Below are 23,998 nucleotides of genomic sequence, written 5' to 3' on the forward strand. Positions count from 1 at the left end.
ATGTCGTCGCCTTTCTTTTGAAAACCCCTCATCATTCGATGAGGGGTTTTTTGTTTTTATTGATGCAGGGATGCTGGATATAGGGAAAAGCAAAAAAAGGTATTGGGTTTCCAACAGATAAGCATTAATCACATTAAATGGCAGAAATTTGTTATTGGAAATCTCTACAAAAGGATAGAAATATTGCCTATCAGCCAGCAACGTGAGGCAAACGCATGACTGTCCTTATGATAATGGTTTAAAAAAGAAAGCTATTAATCTTGTAAATCTATTCTTTTGAAATTGAATATCTAAAATTGATATGAGTCAAAATCAAATCGACAACAAATGATTTTGAAGTATTTTTTTAGTGCTTTAGATATCCTTTAATTAAGAATAAAAAACCAATAAATACAATAAAGCCTAAAAGAATAATATAACTTCCTTTATAAAATTTTTTATGTAGTTTAAGATCTTTTCTGTAAGAATATATCATAGCAACTATAAAAAGAACCACAAAAAAACCAGCAAATACTAATTGACCTTGGCTAAACATGTTTGATAAATTTTGATACAAAAATAGCTATAAATTGTCAAAAGTTAGTATTTTGCAATATCATTTAACAAGACATATTTATGCAAAAGCAACTTAATTCAGTAAAAGAATTTCATGAAGCGTTTAGAATTGGATTCAATGAAAATCCTACAGCAGATCTAGGAGAATCAAAAAATATTCTGCGATTTAATTTGATGAAAGAAGAGAATGAAGAATATCTAGAGGCTGTACAAAATAATGACATTATTGAAATTGCTGACGCTTTGGGAGATATGCTATACATTTTGTGCGGAACAATTATTGAGCATGGACTCCAACATAAGATTGAGGAAGTTTTCGACGAAATTCAAAGAAGTAACATGAGTAAACTTGGAGATGATGGCAACCCTATTTACAGAGAAGACGGTAAGGTAATGAAAGGCCCAAACTATTTCAAACCGAATTTTTCAGAAATCTTAAAATAAAAAAAAGCTCGAAATTTATTTTCGAGCTTTTTTCGATTATATTTTAACTGTCCAGCCAAAAGTATCTTCAGACAGTTTGTATTGAATTTTAGTAAGCTTATCTTTTAATTGCAAAGCTATTGAATTTTCAAGTTTTGGCAATTCATAATAAATTTCCTGATATGAAAATCCAACGATAGGATTCACAACTGCGGCAGTACCAGCTCCAAAAATTTCTTTTAAACTTCCATTCTTAGCTGCTTCGATAATTTCTTCTACAAGAACAGGACGAATATCTACTTCAATCCCATCTCTTTTTGCAATGTCAATTAAACTTTTTCGGGTAACGCCATCTAATATTCTTTCACTAGTTGGTGCTGTATATAAAGTATCATTAATTCTAAAAAATACATTCATTGTTCCAGCTTCCTCTAATTTTGAGTGAGTTGCATCATCTGTCCAGATAATTTGCTGGAATCCTCTCTCATTTGCTAATTTTGTAGGATAAAATTGGGCAGAATAGTTTCCTGCAGCTTTTGCAGCTCCAATTCCTCCATTTGCAGCACGACTATAATGTTCGGCAATAATCACTTTTACTTCTCCTGAGTAATAAGACTTTGCTGGTGAAAGTATAATCATAAATCGGTATTGAGTTGATGGTGCAGCAATAACACCCGAACCAATAGCAATCATGAAAGGTCTTATATACAATGTATTACCTAATCCTTTTTTTACCCATTCTCGCTCTAAATCAATTAGTTGATGTAAGCCGCTCATGAAAATTTCCTCATCAACTTCGGGCATTGCCATCCTTTTGGCAGACTTATTAAAGCGTTCAAAGTTTTGATCTGGTCTAAAAAGCCAAACATCATCTAGATCATCTTTATAAGCTTTCATCCCTTCAAAGATTGCTTGACCATAATGAAATACTTTAGCTGATGGATCTAGTAGAAATGGTGCATAAGGCTTTATCTCCGCTTTTTGCCATTTTCCTTCTCTAAAATCGCATACAAACATATGATCTGTAAAAGTGGTACCAAATGTTAGGTTGTCAAAATCGACTGTGTCAATTTTTGAAGCAGGAACCTTTACTATATCGATTTCGTGAGTGGTTTTTGAACTCATTTATTTTGGTGTTTTTAAATAAAATTTATTCATAAATTCATGGTATTTAGTTGTTTATGAATTAAATTTAAAAATTAAAGATAGTTTTATTAGTTTTTGCTAAATTAATAAAATTTGAGATGATTTAGGATCTGCAGGTAAATATTTTAATGCTTTTTTCTAAATTGATTATATACCACTTAAAAAAATATAAATACAATAAGAATAATTGAAATTTAGTAATAGAATGGTCTAAAGTTCCAATAAACTCTTATTTTTGTAGGGTTACAAATTGAAATTTAAAATATACGAAAATGAAAAAAATAATTGTCTTAGTTTGTTCATTAGCATTGATTAGCAGTTGTAAGAAAGCATCTGAAGAAGTAGAAATTGATGAAACAAAAACCGAAATCCCAACTGATACTATAATTCCAACAGATACTTTAGCAGTTGAAAAAGAAGACATTGAAGAAACAGATGTACTTTCAAAAGAAGAAATAGAAGAGGTTAAGGTTGAAACTAAAGAATCCAAAGTTCAATATGCTTCATTTGGAGGTAAATTCACAGCTGATAAAGCTTTAACTAAAGAACAGATGTTAAAAAAATATAAGTCTTTGAAGAAAGGCGATACAGTTGCTGTACAATTCAAGTCAAAAATAAAAGAAGTTTGCAAGAAAAAAGGCTGTTGGATGTCAATGGATTTGACAAACGAAAACGAATCTTTTGTACGTTTTAAAGATTATGGTTTCTTTGTTCCATTAAATGCCGATAATTCGAATGCAGTTGTTAGTGGAAGAGCTTATCTTGATGTTATAACAGTTGATGAACTAAAGCATTATGCTAAAGATGGAGGTAAATCTGATGCTGAAATAGCAAAAATAACGGAACCAAAAATTACCTATGCTTTCCAAGCAGATGGCGTTTTAATTGAAAAATAATGAAAAAAATAGTAACATTCATTATCATTCTTGCCTCCATTTCATGTAATCAGAAAGTTGAACAAACGGAGATTTCTAGCGAAAAAGCTTCTGAAAAAACCAACGATAAAAAATTTGAAATGTATGAAATGTCTGAAATGTCACTCTTGATGGAGCAGATGTATGTCGACAATGAACGTTTAAAAGAAAGAATTAAAAAAGGTGACACCATTGGTGAATTTCCCAATCATTTTCTGAAAATTCATGAAGCAGTAATGACAGACGATAAAGAAAATGACGCTTTTTTTAAAGAACAAGCAGCAAATTTTATTAAAGCCCAACGGCTTATTTATGAAGACCCTAAAAATGCCAAACAACATTTTAATGATGGTGTTGATGCTTGTTTAAAGTGTCATCAAGTAAAATGTGGCGGGCCTATCCCTAAAATTAAAAAGTTATATATTGAATAATTGAAACAAATGAAAAGAGAAATTATTCAAACTTCGGATGGTTCTACAACAATCCATTTGCCGGAGTGGAATGAGAATTATCATTCTAAACACGGTGCAATTCAAGAAGCAAAACATGTATTTATAAAAAACGGACTTTCCTTATTTGAAGGGAAGTCCGTTTCTATTTTAGAGATAGGTTTTGGAACTGGTTTAAATGCTTTTATAACCTATTTAGAAGCTCTAAAATTCAATCAATCGATTTATTATGTTGGAGTAGAAGCCTATCCTGTTTCGTTTGAAGAAGTTGCTCAAATGAATTATATTTCTGAACTTGACGCTAAAAAAGATGCTGCTATTTTCCAAAAAATGCATCAGGCAGAGTGGAATGCAAATGTTAAAATTTCAGAAAAATTTCTGTTAAAAAAAAGAAAAATATATTTTAATGAAATCGCTGATAATCAGGAGTTTGATTTAATTTATTTTGATGCTTTTGGATACAGGGTTCAACCTGAATTGTGGAGTACAGAAATCTTCCGAAAGATGTATGAAGCCTTGAAAAACGATAGTTATCTTGTGACCTATGCAGCTAGAGGAAGTGTAAAACGAAGTATGCTAGAAGTTGGATTTTCTGTAGAAAAATTGGAAGGTCCTCCAGGCAAACGGGAAATGTTTAGAGCCTACAAAAAATAATTTTAACATAAAAAATAGTTTTTATTAACTAAAACGTTTTCGTGCGGATTGATTTTTTGATTAAATTTGAAAAAACAAATACAAAATAGGTTAAATTCATTTTATGAAAAAGACTATGTTTAGTTACACTAAAAGCATACTTGAAAGAGTAAGTTTTGATCCATTACTTTTTTGTAAGGAAGTAGAAAAAGCATTAAAAATACTATTGCCTTATGAAATCGAACAGTTAACCGATTGGCTGTTTCAATACACAAAAGAAAAACCAGAATTGCAACATTGCCAATTACTATTAAACAAATAAAACTAAAAGGAGCTTAAACGGCTCCTTTTTTTATTTTTTACTTAATGGACTAATTATTTGAACGTTCTGGAAAACAATTGCCCCTTTTACAACCCCGGAAATGGTGGTTCTCAAAGCATCAATTATATGAATTTTCAATTCTGTTTTTGGAAAAATGAGACTTACTTCTCTTGCAGGTTTTGGTTCTACAAAATGATGTAATTTGCTTTTATTTTTTTCATTCAGGTCCAATGTATGAAGATAAGGCAATAAAGTTGTTCCTAAGCCTTCATCCGCTAATTTAATAAGCGTTTCAAAACTACCACTCTCTAATCTAAATGAATTTCCTGTACTAACGCCATTGGTTTTACATAGATTCAGGATTCCATCACGAAAGCAATGTCCATCTTGAAGTAATAAAATCTCCTCAATATTCAAATCAGAAATTTGTATCTCTTCCTTTTGAGCCATCCTGTGGTGTTCAGGAATATAGGCAACAAAGGGTTCAAAATACAACACAATTTCTTTTAATTTTTCTTCCATCAAAGGAGTTGCAGCTATTGCAGCATCAAGATGTCCATTTTTTAGTTTCAAAATGATTTCATCCGTATTCAATTCCTCAATGATCAGTTTTACTTTTGGATATTTTTTGATGAAATTATTCAGGAACATCGGCAAAAGCGTTGGCATGATGGTAGGAATGATGCCTAATCGGAATTCTCCACCAATAAAACCTTTCTGTTGTTCTACAATATCTTTGATTCTATCAGCTTCAATAACAATATTTTTTGCTTGATTGACAATCTTCTGTCCAATATCAGTCAGCTGAATCGGTTTTTTGGTTCTGTCAAAAATTTGAATACTCAGCTCTTCTTCAATTTTTTGTATTTGCATACTCAGAGTGGGCTGTGTCACAAAGCATTTTTCGGCAGCCAATGTAAAATTCTTGTGTTCGGCTACAGCCAAAACATATTGCAATTGTGTGATTGTCATTATATAGATATTTGATGCAAATTTAAGAAAACAATAAGTTTTTATTATAGTCAAGACAGTTATTTTTAAGTAACTTTATACTAAATAAAACTCAAAAAATAATTTTATGAAAACTAACATCTTAGGACTTCCCGTAAAGGAGTCAGAATTGATTGTGACCGATTTGAATACACTATTATCCAATTTTCAAGTATATTATCAAAACTTAAGAGGAATTCACTGGAACATCAGAGGGAAACGTTTTTTTGACCTTCATGTAAAGTTTGAAGAACTGTATAACGATGCTCAATTAAAAATTGATCTGATTGCCGAAAGGGTATTAACGATAGGAGGAACGCCTTTGCATACTTTTGAAGATTATATCAAGCACAATAAATTAACGGTTGGAAAAGGTATTTCTAATGATGAAAAAGCCGTTCATTTGATTGTAAATTCATTATCAGACTTATTGAAAATTGAAAGAGAAATCCTAAATAAATCAGATGAAATTAATGATGAAGGAACCAACTCTATGATGAGTGATTTCATTGCCGAACAGGAAAAAACCATTTGGATGATGAGAGCTTGGCTTGAGGAAAGCTTGTAATGTAACTACATATCTTATTGAACCAGAATTACATCTGTAATTCTGGTTTTTTTTGTTGTTAAATTTTAATTAAATAATTACTTTTATTTTTTAATTAGATCTCTTTACAACTATTTTTGCCTTTATGAAATTAGCGGTTAAACTTGTATTAATAATGTTTATCACCTTTTTATCGACTCCAACAATTGTGGGGTTGATAAAGCAAAACTGTGATACAAGCATTTTTTACAGTATGTCCGAGGAAGAGCTAGTTCATAAAGAGTTGAAAGAAGTTACTGCAGAAATAAAATATATGACAGTACATTTCTTTAGAACAACTAAACTTACTTCAAGTATTATTATCTCCGAAAATTTATTGAAACACGATAATATATCGGCCTCAATTTTTTCTCCACCACCTAACGTTTAATACATTTTTCAGATTCAATTTATTTATTGGGTCTAGAACTCTGCTATTCAGTAGGGTTATATTTAATGTATTCAATTTTAGTTAGGTATTATGACAAAAAAAATCAATCTTTTTGCCAACCTCAAATCCGATTTTGCATCTGGTTTAGTGGTTTTTTTGGTGGCGCTTCCGCTGTGTTTAGGAATTGCTTTAGCTTCTGGTGCACCTCCTTTATCTGGAATTATTGCAGGTGTTGTGGGAGGTATTGTAGTAGGATATTTGAGCAAGTCTCATTTGAGTGTTTCAGGACCTGCTGCAGGTTTAACGGCAATTGTATTAACAGCAATTACCGATTTAGGAGCTTTCAATATCTTTTTAACAGCTGTTTTAATTGCAGGTATTATTCAGTTAATTCTAGGATTTGCTAGGGCAGGAAGCATATCAAATTATTTTCCAACAAACGTAATTGAAGGAATGTTGGCAGGTATTGGAGTTATCATTATTCTGAAACAGATTCCGCATGCTGTAGGTTATGATTCTGATTTTGAGGGAGATGAAAGTTTTCTTCAAAGTGATGGCGGAAATACTTTTTCTTCCATAATTGGTGCTTTGGATTATATTCAGTTAGGCTCTGTTTTAATTACAATAGTTTCATTAGCTATTTTGATTTCATGGGATAAAGTTGGCTTTCTAAAAAGATTGAAACTAGTTCCTGGTGCTTTGGTTGCGGTTGTAGTAGGAATTCTTCTAAACGAATTTTTCACTGCCACAGGAAGTTCATTGGCAATTTCAAAAGAACATTTGGTTTCATTACCGGTTCCAACGAGTTTCGAAGACTTTAAAAATATTGTTGTTTTACCTGATTTTAATGGTTTTTTGAATACAAAAGTGTGGATTGTTGGTGCTACAATTGCAATCGTGGCCTCAATAGAAACCCTTTTATGTATTGAAGCTGCCGATAGAATGGATGTTCAAAAAAGATATACGGATACGAATGTTGAATTGAAAGCACAAGGAATTGGAAATATGCTGAGTGCTCTTCTTGGAGGTTTGCCAATGACTTCAGTTGTAGTTCGAACTTCTGCCAATAACAATGCAGGAGCAAAATCAAAAATGTCGGCCATTATTCATGGTGTTTTATTGCTAATTAGTGTTTTGGCCATACCTTTTCTATTGAATAAGATTCCATTGGCAACTTTGGCAGCTGTGCTTTTAATGGTAGGTTATAAACTGGCTGTTCCCAATATCAAGCACTTTGCTTCCTACATGCCAAAGGAAGTCAACTTTTTGATTATCGCTCTAGTCGCGATAAAAATTGCTTATGATGTAACCCATACAGCAGGTATTGCAGTAATTGCCTGTGCAGTTATTTCCATGGCAATCTTGGCTTATTGTATTTATAAGTTCACAAGAGTTATTGAATTTAGAAAGATGATAACCCGAAATCAATACCTATACTTTCCGTTTTTTGCAACAACAATTGCTGTAGTTTTTACCGATTTGCTAAAAGGAGTTGCATTGGGTATCATCATCAGTATTATGTTCATACTCAGAGGAAACCTGAAAAGAGCCTATCGTTTCAGAAAAGAAAAATTTGAGGACGGAGACGTCATCCGAATCGATCTTGCTCAGGAAGTTTCATTCCTAAACAAAGCTGCAATTAAGACTACCTTGTCTCAAATTCCAGAAAATTCACGTGTGGTAATCAATGCTTCTGATACGGTTTATATCGCACATGATGTTTTGGATTTAATCCAAGAATTTGCAACCATTAGAGCAGTTGAGGAAAACATCAAGGTGAAACTGAAAGGCTTCAAGAAAGTCTATGAGCTTGATGATATCAATGACGAAAGCAATCATGTCTTTTTTGAAAGCTACGAAGAAGCCCAGTTGAGAAAACAAGCAAAACTGGATTATAATCAATGTATTGCGATACTTGAAGAAAAAAGAAAAACAGAAGAAAAATAAGTTATAGTAATATTTACAATTTTAAAATTTAAATAATGAGTGATTTTTATAAAAAAATAATTGAAGGAAATAAAAAATGGGTTGAAACGAAAATCAATCAAGACCCACAATATTTTGAAAAACTGTCACACGGACAATCTCCACCATTATTGTGGATTGGATGTTCGGACAGTCGAGTTCCTGCTAACGAAGTAATTGGAGCACAGCCTGGCGAGGTTTTCGTGCATAGAAATATCGCTAATATGGTGGTTCATTCAGATATGAACATGCTAAGCGTTTTGGATTATGCCGTGAATGTTTTAAAAGTACAGCACGTTATCGTTTGTGGACATTATGGATGTGGTGGAGTAAAAGCAGCAATGGGCAATGATTCTATCGGCTTGATCGACAACTGGATCCGTCATATCAAGGATGGTTACCGTCACCACAAAACATATTTGGATTCTATCATTGATGAAAAAGAGAGATTTGATGCTTTTGTAGAATTAAATGTAAAAGAGCAAGTATTAGACTTAGCTAAAACCTCTATTGTTCAAGGAGCTTGGAGAAGCGGACAAGACTTAAACCTTCACGGTTGGGTGTATGGCTTGAATTCAGGTATTGTAAAAGATTTGCAAGTAAATCTTTCTTCAAACAAGGATTTGGATACCGTTTACCAATTACAGTTTTAAATCTTCAAATAGAAAATTAAAAATCCACTTTTGAGTGGATTTTTTTTTATTCTGAATCCAAATTCTCATTAAAAGCCGATGGCAACATTTTTGGAATAAATTTTATCAAAATCGGCAACAGCAAACTTCCACCAGGCAAAAGGAAGATCGTTAAAGACGGAATGGTCTTGCAAATTTCCAACAGTTGTTTCTTCACCTTTTTCTTTTCTTTTTCGTCCAAATCCCTTTTAGCCGAATGTGCCAATAAAACCATCAATTCTCCACTCTGGGAAATCTCTTTCAACAATCTGTTTTTATTTCTTGTAATCAAAACCACAACCGTTTGGGTAGCTTGATCATAAAAATGTTTCACAGGATTGGAATAATTAAAATAAGGAATTTCTTTTTTATGCTTTTGTATAAAGTGATCAGTAGTAGTGATACTTTCGGCAACAAAATCCTTTGAAACATGCATTAATTCAGCCAATTGGTACAAAAAAGAAGCTTCCTCTTTTTCCATGTTTTCATCATTCCATAAAGCCATTCCAGCCATGTCAATCAGATAATATTTTTCTAAATCATGACTAAAAAAATCCAGTTCCAAAGCTTCTAGATTTTCAACATTTATTTTAGAAAACTTAGTAAAACGAACCGAAGCCTCAAAAAGCTTTGTCAATAATTCGTCATATTTTGATGGATTGTTTTTAGTTTTAAGAGCCAATGAAACAATACTCACAATCGTTTCCTCAAGCTTCTTCAAATAATTATGCGGAATAGCTCCATTGATCAGGTATTGTCTAAATGCCAATACATCTTCAAACAGCAAAGCATTCGTGAGGATATGGGAGAAGTTTTTGCTAATGATGTTGTCGTTTGTCTGTACTCGCTCGCCAATCATTTTCTCAAGTTCCTGTGAAAGCGAACTTCCCGGAAGCATTTTTTTTAGCAAATTAAAACCTTCAGGATGCATTTCTTTGTAAAAAGAAACCGCTTTTTCAATAAAAATTTTAGGATCGCTTTCGTGAGTAACCATCCCGAAAACACTATACAAAGTATTAAGTAAAGCCACTTTGGAAATCTCTTCAGATGTCCAGCCTTTAGTATTTATGGGAAGTAAAGTATCAAAAGAAACGATATGGCCATAAACGAAGCCTGTTTCTCGAATTTTTTTATAAAATAAATCAGAATAACCAACAACAGGAAGCAAAACCGGTTTTTGCTCTGCAAAGAATTTATCAATCCAGCCGTTTGCCGAAGCATTAATCATTTCGCTTTATTTTTGTTGCAAAGCTATCTCTTTTTTTGTCAAATTTGCAACAAAATCAATCTCTTTTCCCTTTGTTTTTATATTGTCGCAACAAAGATTTATTAAAATCGTCTTCGGCTTTTTTCAATTTCAAGATTTTCACTGGACTCAAGACAGCTTTCAAACTCGTCATGAATTTTTTCCTATTCTGATACAAGTCATCTTCCACACTTTCAATCTGGTTGATCATGGCTAAGGCTTGCTTATCACTAAGATTATCAACAGCTTCATCATCCAATCGCTCTTTTAGCATCTTCATTTTTTCATGACGCAATTCAAATTGCTTTTCATCATAAGCATTATAAATCGGCCAAAATTTTTCAGCCTCAGTAGCAGTAAGCGACAAATTATTGGTTAGATATGCAACTTTCAGTGCTTTCACTTTTTCTTTTTTAGGGTTTTGACCATAAAAAGAAACCGAAAGCAAAAGCATTAAAACGAATATAATTTTATTAATTTTCATAAAGGTAGTTTTCAAGATTAGTGTTTGTCGTCAAAATATCTTCGATCGTTTGATCTTCCAAGGCAAAATCAACATCCAAGCTTTGAATATCTTCATTGTCAAGCAAATTGATCAAATCATATTGAGAAATATTCGATTGATAGGCAAGATAATTTTCCATCGAAGCAACATCAATTTCATCTTCATTTGAAGCCGAATTATAGAAAGTCGGAATTGTCAAAACCACAATCAAAACCGCAGCAGCACTCAAGACCCATTTTCTATTCCGTTCAAAAAGCGAAATTACTTTCGGTTCCTCAACAGGCAAATTCTCCATCATTTTTTGCTGGAAAGCATCAAAATAACCTTCAGGAGTTTTAAATCCAGTGCCTATTTTCGGTTCATTATCTAAATTAAAATCTTTCATATTCATTATGACATATATTAGTAGCAAAGGTTTAATCCTTTTTCATAAAATCCTCAATTTTTTTCACCGCGTGAAAGTACGAAGCCTTCAATCCACCAACCGAAGTTCCCAGAATTTCCGAAATTTCTTCGTATTTCATCTCCTGAAAATATTTCATCTTGAAAACAAGTTGTTGCTTTTCAGGAAGTTCCACAATCGCCTTTTGCAATTTCAATTGAACCGCATCACCGTCAAAATAGTCATCAGCTCTCAAATTTTCAACCTGTTTCTGCTGGAAAGCCTCACTCGTTTGCCCGTTTCTTTTGGCCTTTGCATTGATAAAAGTGATCGATTCGTTTGTTGCAATTCGGTACATCCACGAAAACAATTTACTTTCGCCCTTAAAATTCTTTAAATTCTGATACACCTTCACAAACGTATTTTGCAACACATCATCAGCATCATCATGGTTCAAAACAATATTCCGGATATGGGCATACAACGGCTTTTGAAAAGCAGCCAATAGCCGTTCAAACGCAACATTTTGCGTCTTCGGGTCCAGCAAAGCCTTTATAAAATCCTTCTCGTCCTCCAAAAGAAATAGTTTTCAATTGGACTAAAGATAAGCCAAAAGGTTTAATCTACTTTAAATTTTATCCCGAAGCTTCGGGAGCGAAACTCGGTCTTGTATTTGAAATCCATGTTCCCGCTGGAGCCACTCGCTTTGCAACAGCTCTCACGGCAGTTGCAAGAGCTCAAACAATGGCACCATCGGGGCTAGAAGGAAACGGTGTTGTGTTTTTGTAAACTTTCCTTAAAACACGACAACATCTGCTGAAAGTTTCAACAATAAATGTTAATTTTACACGATACAACAACCACACAACAATGATAAAAACAGTAATTTTCGACATGGATGGTGTGATAGTCGATACAGAACCCGTTCACTATTATGCCTATCAGCAACATTTTAAGCAACTCAATATTGAAATCTCCGACGAACTCTATGCAAGTTTCACCGGATTTTCCACCAAAAATACCTACCAGAGAATCATCGAAATCCATAATTTAGATCACGATGTTCAAACTTTGGTGCAAACCAAACGAAATATTTTTAATGAGGCTTTCGATACTAAGGAAGATTTGCATTTGCTCGAAGGTGTCGAGGATTTAATCAAGGAATTGCATCAAAATGGTTTTCAGTTGATTGTAGCTTCTTCGGCTTCAAAAGAAACAATCGAACGTGTTTTCAAGCGTTTTCACTTGCATCAATATTTTTCTGATATCGTTAGTGGAGAAGATTTTCCAAAGTCAAAACCGCATCCTGCCATTTTTGAACATGCCGCTTCACTTTCTATAGCTCCAAAAAACCAGTGTATCGTCATTGAAGATTCTGGCAACGGAATTCAAGCAGCAGTTTCAGCTGGGATTTTTTGCATTGGCTATAACAGCAAACATTCAAAAGGACAAGATTTATCCAAAGCCAATTTGATCATCAATCATTTCAACGAATTATCAGCCAAAAAAATCTCAAATCTCAAATCTGCAATCTAAAATGGTAAAGACCGTAATTTTCGATATGGACGGTGTCTTGGTCAACAGCGAACCATTGCACCATGAAGTCAGCCAAATCCAGTTTAAAGAACTAAATATTGAAGTGACAAATGAAATATTTGCCACATTTACAGGCAATTCAAACAAAATGATCTACCAAAAGTTGAAAGACAGATTTCAACTCGATCATGAAATTCCCGATTTAATTGCGGTTAAAAACAAACTCTTTATTGAAGCTTTTGGTCAAAAAGAAGATATACATCTCATGCCAGGTGTAAAAGATTTAATTATCGATTTGCATCGAAACGGAGTCCAATTAATCGTAGCTTCATCTTCCGAAATGGAAATTATTGACGCTGTTTTTGAGCGTTTTGATCTCAACCCTTATTTCACGCACAAAGTCAGCGGAAATGATTTTCCTGAATCCAAACCTAATCCCGCCATTTTTTTAAAAGCAGCTTCCTATTCAAAAGCCCCAATTGAACAATGTATCATCATAGAAGACAGTACCAACGGAATCAAAGCAGCAAAAGCGGCAGGAATTTTTTGTGTTGCCTACAAAAGCGAGGATGTGGACACTCAGGATCAATCGTTAGCTGATATAATTATTTATGATTATAGAACGCTGAATTTTGAGAAAATCCAATATATAAATTTATAATTTTTTCTAGTTTAGTTTTCCCCTCCTTTGGAGGGGTGCCCGAAGGGCGGGGTGGTTTTTTAAAAGCTGTAAATGATCGGAAATATATTACTTAATTAGCCACCCCGCCTTACAGGCACCACTCCAGAGGAGGGGAAGTTGGAATCTAAAAAAACATTGAGCTTATAAAATCAACCAACCGCTTCTTTATAAACCCTCAAACATTTTTCACGAGCTTCTTTATGATCCACAATGGGCTGTGGATAATGGAGTGTTTCAAGTTCTGGAATCCATTTTTTGATGTATTTCAAATCCTTATCAAACTTTTTGACTTGTTCCGTAGGATTAAAAATTCTGAAATAGGGTGCGGCATCAACTCCTGAACCAGCAGCCCATTGCCAGTTTCCAACATTGCTAGATTGTTCATAATCTAAAAGCTTAGTGGCAAAATAAGTTTCACCCCAACGCCAATCGATCAATAAATGTTTACATAAAAAACTAGCGACAATCATCCTAACACGATTGTGCATGTGTCCTGTTGCATTCAATTCTCGCATTCCGGCATCAACAAACGGATAGCCTGTTTTTCCATCACACCATTTTTGGAAGTTTTCTTCATTGTTGTCCCAAACAATTGCGTCATATTTTTCCCTGAAACTTTTGTTTATCGTATGCGGAAAATGCCACAGGATTTGCATAAAAAACTCCCTCCAAATTAACTCATTCAAGAATGTTTCATTTTTTGAAGCAAGTGCTTTTTGAACTATTTTACGAATGCTGACAGCTCCAAAACGAAGATGAGTTCCCAACATTGAAGTCTTGTTCAAGGCTGGAAAATTTCGGGTTTCTTCGTAATTTGAAATTAATTCTGAGGTGACATTGTAAGGTGTAACCTTAATTTTTGAAGCTTCAAAACCAATATCTTTTAGATTAAGAAAAGGGTAGGAGTGAGATGTAATATTCTGAAGTAAACGTTCTGAATTATAATTTTTTAAATGTTCTTTATTGAAGTTTTGCTTCCATTTTTTAGAGTAAGGTGTAAATACTACATAAGGTGAATTATCATCCTTGACTACCTCACTTTTTTCAAAAATAACCTGATCCTTGAACGTTTTGAAACCAATTTTATTTTTTTTGAAAATTTGAAATAGTTCTAGATCGCGTTTTCGAGCATAGGGTTCATAATCGTGATTGGTGAACACTTCTTCAATCTGGTTTTCTTGGGCTAATTTTTCAAAAACTTCAAATGGTTTTCCATGAAATACGGCAAGTGATTTTCCTTCGATTTTAAGATTTTCATTCATTTTGACCAATAAATCGCTGATGAAATTTACCCTTGCATCATCTTTTGGAAGTTCGTCCAAAATAGTGGTATCAAAAATAAAAATGGGCAACACTTCTTTTCCAGCATTCAAAGCTTCAAAGAAACCCTTGTTGTCCTCAATTCTCAAATCACGTCTAAACCAGAATATATTCATTTTTTTATTTTAAGCAGTATCACAAATTTAACCATTAACCAATAAAGTAGACATTCCGCCATCAACATGAAATACCTGTCCAGAAACCCAAGAAGACTGATTGCTTATCAGGAAATGAGCCATTTGTGCAATGTCATCGGGTTGTCCAATTCGTTTTAAAGGATGTCTTTCAGCAGATTTTTGTTGTTTGGTTTCGTTGTTTAAAAATTTGTCGGCCAGTGGTGTGTTGGTCAGGGAAGGTGCAATGACATTCACTCGAATTTTTGGAGCATATTCAGCAGCTAAAGCTTTTGCAAATCCCTCAATCGCTCCTTTTGCAGCTGCAACACTGGTGTGAAATGGCATTCCCATTGAAACTGCAACACTGCTAAATAACACGATACTGGATTGTTGTGAGGCTATAAGTTTTGGCAAAACGGTCTGTATTACTTTTACCAAACTGATAAAATTGATTTGCAAATCGTCTTCGAAAGTCTCAATTTTTAATCCTTTAAACGGACGAAGGTTAATACTTCCTGGACAGTAAATCAAGCCATCGATAATTTCAGGTAATTTGGAAACATCCAAGACATCAGTTGCAGCATCATAAGGAATGTGGGTAACGTTTAAATTCTCAATGTTTTCTGAAGTTCTTGACGCAATGAAGACATTATTATCCTTTTCAATAAGTTTTGCTATTTCAAATCCGATTCCGTAGGAACCGCCAATTAAAAGTATATTTTTCATGTTTTATCCTTTAAATTCTCCGAACAATTCAATTAATTTCTTTCGTCTGTATTCAAAAATTTCTTTCAGTTTTGGTTGTACGATAAACGGATGTACCATTTGACCCAAAATTCCCATCGGTAGCTTATAATCGATGATGTCTTCCATTTCTACACCACCTGGAATTTCTTTCAAGAAATGTTTGTGATGCCACAAAGCATAGGGCCCGAAGCGTTGTTCGTCAACAAAATATTTTTTGTGTTCAACGTGAGTAATTTCCGTTACCCATTTGGTTTTGATTCCTAAAACAGGAGTGACAATATATTGTATGATTTGTCCAGGAAACATCGGTCGATCGGCACCTGAAAGAATATCAAAACTCATATAACTAGGAGTAATGGTCTTTAAATTTTTGGGACTCGATAAAAATTCCCAAGCTTGGTCCAATGAAATAGGTAAATTCTGCTTTGAAGTAAGAGTATAAAGTTTCATTTCTAATTGTTTTTGTAAAAGTACAAATTGTTTAATCTATTTCAATAATCGTTAAACAATATGTTTTGACTTTAAGCTATTTTTAACATTTAAAGCTGTTTCGAAATACTATCTTTGAGGCATTAAACTTTAAAAAAACACTTTAAAATGAAAAAAATACTTGTAGCTACAGCACTATTTTTAGTAAGTCTTCCTGCGATTTCACAGGTAAAAACGCCTCAAGCGAGTCCAAAAGCAACAGTAAATCAAACCGTTGGTTTATCAGAAGTTACCCTTGAATACAGCAGACCAAGTGCAAAAGGGAGAACGATTTTTGGTGATCTTGTTACTTTTGGGAAACTATGGAGAACTGGAGCAAACCAGAACTCAATGGTTACTTTCAGTGATGATGTTGTCATTGACGGAAAAACGTTGAAAAAAGGAAAATATGCCATTTTTACTACTCCAAAAGCAGATAGTTGGGAAGTTTTCTTCTACACTGATACTCAAAATTGGGGAACTCCAGAAAACTGGGACGAATCGAAAGTGGCTTTGAAAACTAGCGTAAAACCGGAAACTTTAGGCAGAAAAGTTGAAACGTTTACAATTGCTGTAAATAATTTGGATAACAATTTTGCACATTTGGAAATTTCTTGGGAAAAAACTTTAATAGCAGTTAAATTTGAAGTTCCAACTCATAAGACGGCAATGGCAAGTATTGACAAAGCCTTGAATGGTCCTTCAAAAGACGATTATTATGCAGCAGGAACCTACTTCTTTCAATCTAACGGCGATATGAATAAAGCGTTGGAATATGTAAACAAGGCATTAGAAATGAGCACGGATAAACCATTTTGGCAATTGAGACAAAAGTCTTTAATTCAAGCAAAATTAGGTGATAAAAAAGGTGCTATTGAAACTGCAAAAGCTTCATTGGCTGCTGCCGAAGAGGCAAAAAACAATGACTATGTTAAAATGAACAAAGACAGCATTGCTGAATGGAGTAAAAAATAAATTACTCTTTTTATACAACTAAAACACCGACAATCAAGTCGGTGTTTTTTTATGCTAAAATTTCAGTTTCTTTTTTCGGAAGTATATACTGGAACAGTACTGATAATACAATAGTTAATATGGCTCCAATGAAGTTTAGCCATAAATAACCCAGCTTTTCATCGCCACTTGGATAGATGTGAATGGCATAATAATAAATGAAAAATATCGTGATTTGGCTCACTACAGCTCCCCAGAAAATAGCTTGAGCCTTTACATATTTGATATAAAACCCAACCAAAAATATTCCGAGGACGGTTCCGTAGAAAATCGATCCGATGATGTTGACAAGTTGAATTAGATTTTCGAACAACGTTCCGATACAAGCGAAAAGAATAGCGATAATTCCCCAAGCCAAAGTGAATAATTTTGAAGCATTCACAAAATGTTTCTCTGATTTTTCGCCTTTTACATTTCGTTTATAAATATCAATTACAGTTGTGGAAGCCAATGAACTCAAGCCCGAAGCGGTTGAGGACATTGCAGCACATAAAATTACAGCCAACAATAATCCGATAAAACCTCTTGGCAAATAATTGATAATGAAGTGTATAAAAACATAATCGGCATCACTGGTTTTGTCTTTCTTATCTGCTTTTCCAATCAATACTTTTGCTTCATCGCGAATGCCTTTTTCTTTTTCGGCCAAAGCCATAATTCTGGATTTCAACACTTGATTTTCCCTATCAATATTCAATTGATTGGCATAATCTAATGTAACTTGCTTTTTTTCTTCTGAAACAACAATCAATTTTTCTTCTAAACTTTTATATTCAGCTGCATAAATGGAGGTTTCTATCGTTTTTTTGCTGTTTGGATTGAAGTTGATTGGAAGTGTTTGAAATTGAAAAAAAACATAAACCATGACACCTGTCAAGAGAATGAAAAATTGCATCGGTACTTTCATCAACCCATTGAATACAAGTCCCATCTGGCTTTCGCGGATAGATTTCCCCGACAAATAGCGTTGCACTTGAGATTGATCGGTTCCAAAATAGGAAAGGGCTAAGAATAGACCACCTGTAATTCCGCTCCAAAAGGTATAACGACTTTCAGGATTGATCGAGAAATCGATGATGTTCATTTTGTCATTTGCACCAGCAATTTGCAAAGCATTCGAAAAGGTAACTTCTTCTGGCAAATAGCTGATGATTAGATAAAAGGCAATAAACATTCCCGACATGATGATGAACATTTGCTGCTTTTGGGTCACATTCACAGCCTTCGTTCCTCCTGTGAAAGTATAGATGATGACCAATGTTCCGATGGCGATGTTCATTTGGGTCAGATCCCAACCTAAAATAGACGATAAAATAATTGCTGGAGCATAAATCGTCAACCCCGTCCCCAAACCTCTTTGGAACAAAAATAACAGTGCTGCAAGTGAACGTGTCTTTAAATCGAAACGTTGTTCGAGGTATTCATAAGCGGTATACACCTTTAATTTATGATAGATGGGAATAAAAGTATAGCAAATGATAACCATTGCAATTGGCAAACCGAAATAAAACTGCACGAATCCCATTCCGTCGTTAAAAGCTTGCCCTGGTGTTGAAAGAAACGTAATGGCACTGGCCTGAGTCGCCATTACCGAAATTCCAACGGTGTACCAAGGTGTTTCGTTGTTGCCTAATATATAGTCGTTTACGTTTTTACTTCCTTTGGTTTTCCAAACACCATAAAAAACGATAAACAAAAGTGTGAGGATCAAAATAGTCCAGTCTAATTGCTGCATTGGCTATGAAAAGTATTGCATTAGGACATAAAAAATCAAAATATAAACTGCATTGGCGACAAGCACCAATGTGTAGTTTTTTTTCCAAGCTTTAATTTTTTTATCTTCCATAAATTGTTATTTTTTTGATTGAATCGAAATCATATTCGCCAACAACCTGTAAGCTCCCGAAACACCCGATGGTAATTCTCTAAAGAAACTTAAACCTGTGTAAATATAATATCCTTTTCCATAATTAGCGACTAATAGTGCTCCGTTTTTTGGATTTTCTCCCGTATCATTAGAAGATAAAATAGGAGTGAAGGCTTTATCCCATTGATCTGGATAATACAAGCCTTGCTCTTGAACCCAACCTGTAAAATCAGTTGCAGTGATTTTGTTTGGAGTATTCAGCACGTGATGATTAGGTTGCAAAAAACGGACTTCAGCATCTTCTTCCGTTACACGGTCTCTTGAAATCTTAAGTGCGAAAGGTGCTAATTCTTTTGTTACAAATTTTCCACTTGTGTTGTATTGCACGATCATCGTTTTTCCTTCTTTTACAAAATCAAATAAAGTAGATTGCTTGAATTCCAGCTCATCAATGGTATTATAGGCGCGAATTCCAACCATTACAACATCAAATTGTTGTAGTTTTTCTTTTTCAATTTCAGATGGTTTTATAATTGTCACTTCATACCCCATTTGCATCAAATATTCTGGAACTTCGTCTCCCGCACCCATGATATAGGCGATTTTTTCGCTTCCAGTTTTGATATCGAGCTTTATGAATTTTGCCACAGAAGTTTTCAAAACTTGCTGATTGGAGATGTGTTCGTAGTTGATAACAATTTGTTCTTTATCAAATGTTTTGCCGTCAATTATAGCGATTGCTTTAGCTTCGATCTCACTAGCATTTGCTGGAGGAGTGATTTCGAAAGTAACTGTTTGTTCAGCACCTTTTCGAGCAATTTCAAACGGAATTTCCGTTGGAGTGGCTTTCCAACCCGATGGCAATTCTAGATGTAAATTTCCTTTGATATCATTTCTACCAGCTTTTATTTTCACACTAACGGTCTTGTGTTTCTGGTTGTTGAAAATTTTTACCTTGTCTAAAAAAGTAGTGGTAACATCTGGCACAATGTCGAAAGGTTTATAGACTTCGCCTTTCACCTCATCATTATATTTATAGACAACGAAACGTTCATACGGAATCAAAACTCCGTCGATGCTAATGATAAATTCAGTTTTTACTTCTCTAATAATATCCGGAATCCCTATATTTTGTTGTTCATCCACACGATACATTCCAACCGTTCCTTCTTTTTTAAGCCAATAAGGTTCTGTAAAAGCAATGTTTTCTGGAATCCTGATGTCAAGCTCAATATTTTCATCAACATTCTTGAGCAAAGCTTTATTTTGTAAAAAATCTTTTCCTTCAGGAAGAATCTTGATAGATGCCAAATCAATTTTGACAGCACTTCGGTTGATGGCTTCAATTCTCAATTTCATCAAACTTCCTGGAGTTGCCTCTTGATTTTCGGCGACAGCCTCTAAATAAAGACCTGCACATGCGGCAATGATTTCCTTGATTTCCCTCGATTTAACGGCTTTCCAATGTTCATCTTCAAGTTTCAGAATCATCGAATAGGCTTTTACCAATTCAGAAATGCTAGCGGAAGGATTTTTAAAATCGAAGTTTTTTTCTACATTTTGCAAAACGGTCCCAATGGCATTTCCGCCTTTGATTCGGTTCCAAGACGTGTCGATTCCTTCAAAAAGATTATTTTTTTCTTTTGGAGCATTTCCTTTGATTAATTCCAAATATTCTAAATCATCTCCACGGCTTCCCGTACTTCCAAAACCTTGCGATTGATGACGGCTTCGGCTTAGAGCGGCAATTTCCTGATTGGATTTTCCCAAAGATTCATAATAAACTCCTGTTGGCAAATTGATTAAAGCCGATTTGTCTGCCTTGTCAAATTTATCTTTTCCACCATAAAACCACCACGAAGTATTGAAAAGCAAGCGTTTTGGTTGCCAAGTAGTAACCAAATCTAATTGACTCGGATAGAAATTTTTATCATTTGTAATTTCAAAGGCTTCTTGCGAAAGCATTGCCGAGGAAGTGTGATGGCCATGAGTTGTTCCTGGTGAACGATGATCAAAACGGTTGATGATAACATCCGGTTGGAACTTTCTAATAACATAGACCATATCACTCAAAACCTGGTCCTTGTTCCAAACTTTTAGGGTTTCATTCGGCACTTTTGAGTAGCCAAAATCATTTGCACGCGAAAAAAACTGTTCGCCTCCATCAATTTTTCGGGCTTCAATTAACTCTTGGGTTCTAATAACCCCTAGAAGTTCTCGCAATTCGGTACCAATTAAATTTTGCCCGCCATCACCTCTGGTTAATGATAAATAACCTGTTCTCGCCTTTTGGCTATTGGCCATATAGGAAATAAGTCGGGTGTTTTCGTCATCTGGATGGGCTGCAATATAAAGGACAGAACCAAGAAAATTTAGTTTTTGAATTTGATGGTAAATTTCAACTGCATTTGGTTTTTTAGGCTGTTGAGCATTGCTGTTTTGGAAGCAAAAAAGAAAATTTATAAGAAATAAAATCGAAAGCTTGTGCATGGATGAGGGTTTAATTTTGCAATGGCTTCAAATATACTAATTATATAAAAGTAGATTTAGGATTTAGATTTCTTTAACAAGGAGAGATAAAAAAAAGACCCAAATAGGGTCTTTATCATTTTAATGCTTTTCTTTTTTAGGATGGTGTTTTTTACCTTTTTTCTTTCCGTGGATTTCCTTGTGTTTCTTTACAGGTTTTATTCCGATGGTTTTTTGTGGACCACCTCTATATCCTTTATAGTATTTTACTTTGTGTTTTTTATGATGAATATAGGGATTTGGACCATTATAATCCGTTATCACAACTTTATAACCACTATACAAATCATAGGTTCGGTATCGATAAGGCAATCGTGAAGCTCTAACCCATTTTCCATTTCCATAGTAGATAAAGCGTGATGCTCTAATATCATAATAGGCTTCCACATCGGGCAGATAATAATAATTGACATCGTTGTAACCAGCAGGTCCCCAAGCTGGTGGAGTTCCAATATTTACGTTTACGTTTATCTGGGCTTCCGCAAAACTTGTAATAAACAAAGTAATTCCGACTGTAATTAATTGTAATGTTTTCATAGTTGTAAAAATTTAGGATTGATAATTTTAAATTATATTAATTTTTAAACTAATATATTATATGTGGGAAGCCAATAAGTATGCCAGTAAGTAAATAGGTGGAAATCTTGATAGTTACTGGAGTTTATTTATAAATGATTGTTCGTGGTTTTCCAAGTTCAAAATCCTGAAAGCCAAAATCTTCACTCTGGAATGAATTGGTATTGATGATATTCGTTCCTTGTCCAGGAATACTAGGGTAGTAGGATAACGACAATTGGAAGGAATTGAAAACTAAAAAGTCATTGCTAATGAGCAATCCGATACCAACGGATGAAAAAAGCTTGCTTTGAGAAATTCCCTTTTTTTCTGTTCCAAGAATAGCACCTGTATAATTAAAATAGGGATTGAGCCTGAAACCCCATAAGTCCCAAGGCGAATAAAACTGTGTTTGCAGCGAAAGCACTACCTTTTTGGTTCCAAAAGTAGCACTATTAAAGCCCAGAATTCCAGCCCCATTTCGACCAAAATTTCCAGCTCCAAAATTACTCTGAAAATGGGTGTCTTGGTTAATGGTCAAGTAATCGCCATTAGTAGGAAGCCTGTTCGTGCCTAAAATAACTTGTGGTTTTATAAACTGACGGAATTTCCACCGGTTGCCAATATTCATCAAATTGGTAAAATAATTTGCTTGAAAGGTAAAGGCGGTTTGTTCGGCTTTTGAACCATTAAAAAAAGTTCCATATTCAAAATTCGTACTCAAATAGCCCCATTTGAAATAATTTCCATACGAAGCCCGAGCTCCGGCATAAATTCTGTCAATGCCATTCTTTTTTTGAACTCCTCCCGTCAAGCCATATACTTTCCCGACAGGTACATCCTCAATGATTCCATAATTAAAGAGGTATTCATCCTCCACATATTGACGTGAAGAAATACCAATCCCGCCAAGAAAAAAATGCTCATTCGAATAAAAACTGATACTGTCATATTCAATTGTAGGCCGTTCCTTATACTTTACCGTTAAAGCTCGTGCCGCAAAAATCAGGTTGGAAGTTCGGTCATCTTCTGTATTCCCTTCAAAAAGACGAAAAGAGTGGCCTCCCCATACATCTACCGATTCATATTTGAAATTCTGGAAAGCAAAACTATTCTCGCTATTGGCCAAAGTGTCTCTTCTAAAAAGTTCCTCCACAAAAACACCACCTGCCCATCTAGTGAAAGGGGAGAAAAAGGTTCGCTCAACATTGATGCTCTTACGATAATTGTCTTCAAGATTTTTTTCATAGAACACTGTCGTTTGGATAAACGTGTTCATGATATTAGGAACGCGATAACTCATTCGGTAGGCATTCTTTCCATCGTCAATACGGTTCATGAAACGGTTGTTGAACTCATGACCTGAACCTAGAAAGTTTCGCTCATTGAGTTCTAAACTGGTTCTGGAAGTGGAAGCCGAAAATTTTGGAATCAAACTCCAAGAATCTAAAACCCGAATAAAAACATCTACTGAATCTGAGTTTGCAGATACTGGCTCGGCCGAAATGATCACCTGACGCACATACCGTTGTGAACGAATCAAACGCTCACTTTCACGAACTAAAAGCGAATCCAAAGGTTTATTTCTTCGAATTAAGATCACATTTTTAATCGCAAGTTTGCTGGTTTTGATGTGAATCCGATTACCCGTTCTTTCCGCCCAATTTCGTGCTTTTTTTGTAGTATCGCTAACCGAAAAACCAAATGGATCTAGTGTTTGAATGTCAATATTCCTAACAATCTTTCCTTCATAATTCTTGTAAACTCTTTTTTTGGGTTTACGGATGGGATTTGCTTTTTTCTTTTCCGTAGGTTCAAAAATAAGCTTGTGTAGCATTTTTGTAAAGCCTCTTTTCTTGGAATATTTCTCGATGTTTTTATACATCTGGGTCGAGTCTTTCTTAGTTGGTTTTTCTTGCGAGAAACCAATGCTGCAGGTGCAGATACTAAAAAACAAGATCAGAAGATAATTGGAATTCATCAGCA

General features: G+C 34.4%; 25 protein-coding genes. 12 read left to right on the top strand and 13 right to left on the bottom strand.

Features of this window, described 5'->3' with window-relative positions; all coding sequences use genetic code 11:
- The first annotated feature begins 615 nt into the window (after positions 1–615).
- On the top strand, positions 616–999 hold the full coding sequence (locus G508_RS0114015) for a pyrophosphohydrolase domain-containing protein (protein WP_026705917.1): 384 nt from the start codon (positions 616–618) through the stop codon (positions 997–999).
- Between the two features lie 36 nt (positions 1,000–1,035).
- Here the strand turns inward: G508_RS0114015 and G508_RS0114020 are convergent, their stop codons facing one another.
- Positions 1,036–2,103: a branched-chain amino acid aminotransferase gene (locus tag G508_RS0114020; RefSeq protein WP_026705918.1), complete on the bottom strand. Its 1,068-nt coding sequence runs from the start codon at positions 2,101–2,103 to the stop codon at positions 1,036–1,038.
- 293 nt (positions 2,104–2,396) lie between these two features.
- Here G508_RS0114020 and G508_RS19055 point away from each other — a divergent pair, with 293 nt between their 5' ends.
- The 4 genes from G508_RS19055 (at position 2,397) to G508_RS0114040 (ending at position 4,442) form a co-directional block, all read left to right on the top strand.
- Complete coding sequence (locus G508_RS19055; RefSeq protein ID WP_026705919.1) at positions 2,397–3,020, top strand: DUF4920 domain-containing protein; 624 nt, start codon at positions 2,397–2,399, stop codon at positions 3,018–3,020.
- Positions 3,020–3,469: a hypothetical protein gene (locus G508_RS0114030; RefSeq protein ID WP_051197655.1), complete on the top strand. Its 450-nt coding sequence runs from the start codon at positions 3,020–3,022 to the stop codon at positions 3,467–3,469. The genes G508_RS19055 and G508_RS0114030 overlap by 1 nt, the downstream gene beginning before the upstream one ends.
- Before the next feature lie 9 nt (positions 3,470–3,478).
- Entirely contained in the window at positions 3,479–4,141 is a 663-nt protein-coding gene (mnmD, locus tag G508_RS0114035; RefSeq protein ID WP_026705921.1) for a tRNA (5-methylaminomethyl-2-thiouridine)(34)-methyltransferase MnmD, read from the top strand.
- 103 nt (positions 4,142–4,244) lie between these two features.
- On the top strand, positions 4,245–4,442 hold the full coding sequence (locus G508_RS0114040) for a hypothetical protein (protein WP_026705922.1): 198 nt from the start codon (positions 4,245–4,247) through the stop codon (positions 4,440–4,442).
- Between the two features lie 30 nt (positions 4,443–4,472).
- Here the strand turns inward: G508_RS0114040 and G508_RS0114045 are convergent, their stop codons facing one another.
- A complete protein-coding gene (locus G508_RS0114045) occupies positions 4,473–5,414 on the bottom strand; it encodes a LysR substrate-binding domain-containing protein (RefSeq protein WP_026705923.1) in 942 nt (313 codons plus the stop codon).
- A gap of 106 nt (positions 5,415–5,520) precedes the next feature.
- Between G508_RS0114045 and G508_RS0114050 the strand changes: the two genes are divergently transcribed.
- The 4 genes from G508_RS0114050 to can all read left to right on the top strand — a co-directional run bounded on the left by G508_RS0114050 (position 5,521) and on the right by can (position 9,027).
- The gene (locus tag G508_RS0114050) at positions 5,521–6,000 is read left to right on the top strand and encodes a Dps family protein (protein WP_026705924.1); all 480 of its coding nucleotides are present in this window, start codon (positions 5,521–5,523) and stop codon (positions 5,998–6,000) included.
- A gap of 154 nt (positions 6,001–6,154) precedes the next feature.
- Positions 6,155–6,409 (top strand): hypothetical protein, encoded by a 255-nt coding sequence (locus G508_RS0114055; RefSeq protein WP_157486036.1) that lies wholly within the window; start codon positions 6,155–6,157, stop codon positions 6,407–6,409.
- Positions 6,410–6,499: 90 nt separating this feature from the next.
- Positions 6,500–8,356 (top strand): SulP family inorganic anion transporter, encoded by a 1,857-nt coding sequence (locus G508_RS19060; RefSeq protein WP_051197657.1) that lies wholly within the window; start codon positions 6,500–6,502, stop codon positions 8,354–8,356.
- A 35-nt stretch (positions 8,357–8,391) separates the two neighbouring features.
- Positions 8,392–9,027, top strand: coding sequence for a carbonate dehydratase (gene can / locus G508_RS0114065; protein WP_026705926.1), 636 nt, complete (start codon positions 8,392–8,394; stop codon positions 9,025–9,027).
- 46 nt (positions 9,028–9,073) lie between these two features.
- On the opposite strand, the gene G508_RS0114070 is transcribed toward can, so the two are convergent.
- From G508_RS0114070 to G508_RS0114085, 4 genes are read right to left on the bottom strand one after another with little or no spacing between them, the layout of a single operon-like run.
- On the bottom strand, positions 9,074–10,273 hold the full coding sequence (locus G508_RS0114070; RefSeq protein WP_026705927.1) for an LETM1-related biofilm-associated protein: 1,200 nt from the start codon (positions 10,271–10,273) through the stop codon (positions 9,074–9,076).
- Between the two features lie 55 nt (positions 10,274–10,328).
- Entirely contained in the window at positions 10,329–10,775 is a 447-nt protein-coding gene (locus tag G508_RS0114075; RefSeq protein WP_026705928.1) for a hypothetical protein, read from the bottom strand.
- On the bottom strand, positions 10,765–11,181 hold the full coding sequence (locus tag G508_RS0114080) for a hypothetical protein (RefSeq protein ID WP_026705929.1): 417 nt from the start codon (positions 11,179–11,181) through the stop codon (positions 10,765–10,767). Before G508_RS0114080 ends, G508_RS0114075 begins: the two co-directional genes overlap by 11 nt.
- 31 nt (positions 11,182–11,212) lie before the next feature.
- A complete protein-coding gene (locus G508_RS0114085; RefSeq protein WP_026705930.1) occupies positions 11,213–11,755 on the bottom strand; it encodes an RNA polymerase sigma factor in 543 nt (180 codons plus the stop codon).
- 293 nt (positions 11,756–12,048) lie between these two features.
- On the opposite strand from G508_RS0114085, the gene G508_RS0114095 reads away from it, so the two are divergent.
- Both G508_RS0114095 and G508_RS0114100 read left to right on the top strand, forming a co-directional pair.
- A complete protein-coding gene (locus G508_RS0114095; RefSeq protein ID WP_026705931.1) occupies positions 12,049–12,714 on the top strand; it encodes an HAD family hydrolase in 666 nt (221 codons plus the stop codon).
- Position 12,715: 1 nt separating this feature from the next.
- Complete coding sequence (locus G508_RS0114100) at positions 12,716–13,375, top strand: HAD family hydrolase (protein WP_026705932.1); 660 nt, start codon at positions 12,716–12,718, stop codon at positions 13,373–13,375.
- A gap of 170 nt (positions 13,376–13,545) precedes the next feature.
- Here G508_RS0114100 and G508_RS0114105 read toward each other — a convergent pair whose 3' ends face one another.
- Genes G508_RS0114105 through G508_RS0114115 form a run of 3 tightly spaced genes read right to left on the bottom strand, consistent with a single transcriptional unit; the run spans position 13,546 to position 16,029 of the window.
- The gene (locus G508_RS0114105; RefSeq protein WP_026705933.1) at positions 13,546–14,832 is read right to left on the bottom strand and encodes a cryptochrome/photolyase family protein; all 1,287 of its coding nucleotides are present in this window, start codon (positions 14,830–14,832) and stop codon (positions 13,546–13,548) included.
- 27 nt (positions 14,833–14,859) lie between these two features.
- Positions 14,860–15,558 (bottom strand): SDR family NAD(P)-dependent oxidoreductase, encoded by a 699-nt coding sequence (locus G508_RS0114110; RefSeq protein WP_026705934.1) that lies wholly within the window; start codon positions 15,556–15,558, stop codon positions 14,860–14,862.
- Between the two features lie 3 nt (positions 15,559–15,561).
- Positions 15,562–16,029: an SRPBCC family protein gene (locus G508_RS0114115; protein ID WP_026705935.1), complete on the bottom strand. Its 468-nt coding sequence runs from the start codon at positions 16,027–16,029 to the stop codon at positions 15,562–15,564.
- Between the two features lie 147 nt (positions 16,030–16,176).
- Between G508_RS0114115 and G508_RS0114120 the strand changes: the two genes are divergently transcribed.
- Positions 16,177–17,022, top strand: coding sequence for a DUF2911 domain-containing protein (locus G508_RS0114120; protein ID WP_026705936.1), 846 nt, complete (start codon positions 16,177–16,179; stop codon positions 17,020–17,022).
- Between the two features lie 49 nt (positions 17,023–17,071).
- Here G508_RS0114120 and G508_RS0114125 read toward each other — a convergent pair whose 3' ends face one another.
- The 4 genes from G508_RS0114125 to G508_RS0114145 form a co-directional block, all read right to left on the bottom strand.
- A complete protein-coding gene (locus G508_RS0114125) occupies positions 17,072–18,796 on the bottom strand; it encodes a sodium:solute symporter (RefSeq protein WP_026705937.1) in 1,725 nt (574 codons plus the stop codon).
- Between the two features lie 117 nt (positions 18,797–18,913).
- Positions 18,914–21,418 carry a PIG-L family deacetylase gene (locus G508_RS0114135; protein ID WP_026705938.1) on the bottom strand — a complete coding sequence of 835 codons (2,505 nt, stop codon included), beginning with the start codon at positions 21,416–21,418 and terminating at the stop codon, positions 18,914–18,916.
- 120 nt (positions 21,419–21,538) lie between these two features.
- Positions 21,539–21,994 carry a hypothetical protein gene (locus G508_RS19065; RefSeq protein WP_035694883.1) on the bottom strand — a complete coding sequence of 152 codons (456 nt, stop codon included), beginning with the start codon at positions 21,992–21,994 and terminating at the stop codon, positions 21,539–21,541.
- Between the two features lie 124 nt (positions 21,995–22,118).
- Positions 22,119–23,993 carry a BamA/TamA family outer membrane protein gene (locus G508_RS0114145; protein WP_026705939.1) on the bottom strand — a complete coding sequence of 625 codons (1,875 nt, stop codon included), beginning with the start codon at positions 23,991–23,993 and terminating at the stop codon, positions 22,119–22,121.
- Positions 23,994–23,998 lie beyond the last annotated feature (5 nt).

Source organism: Flavobacterium soli DSM 19725, assembly GCF_000422705.1.
Taxonomy (GTDB): Bacteria; Bacteroidota; Bacteroidia; order Flavobacteriales; family Flavobacteriaceae; genus Flavobacterium; species Flavobacterium soli.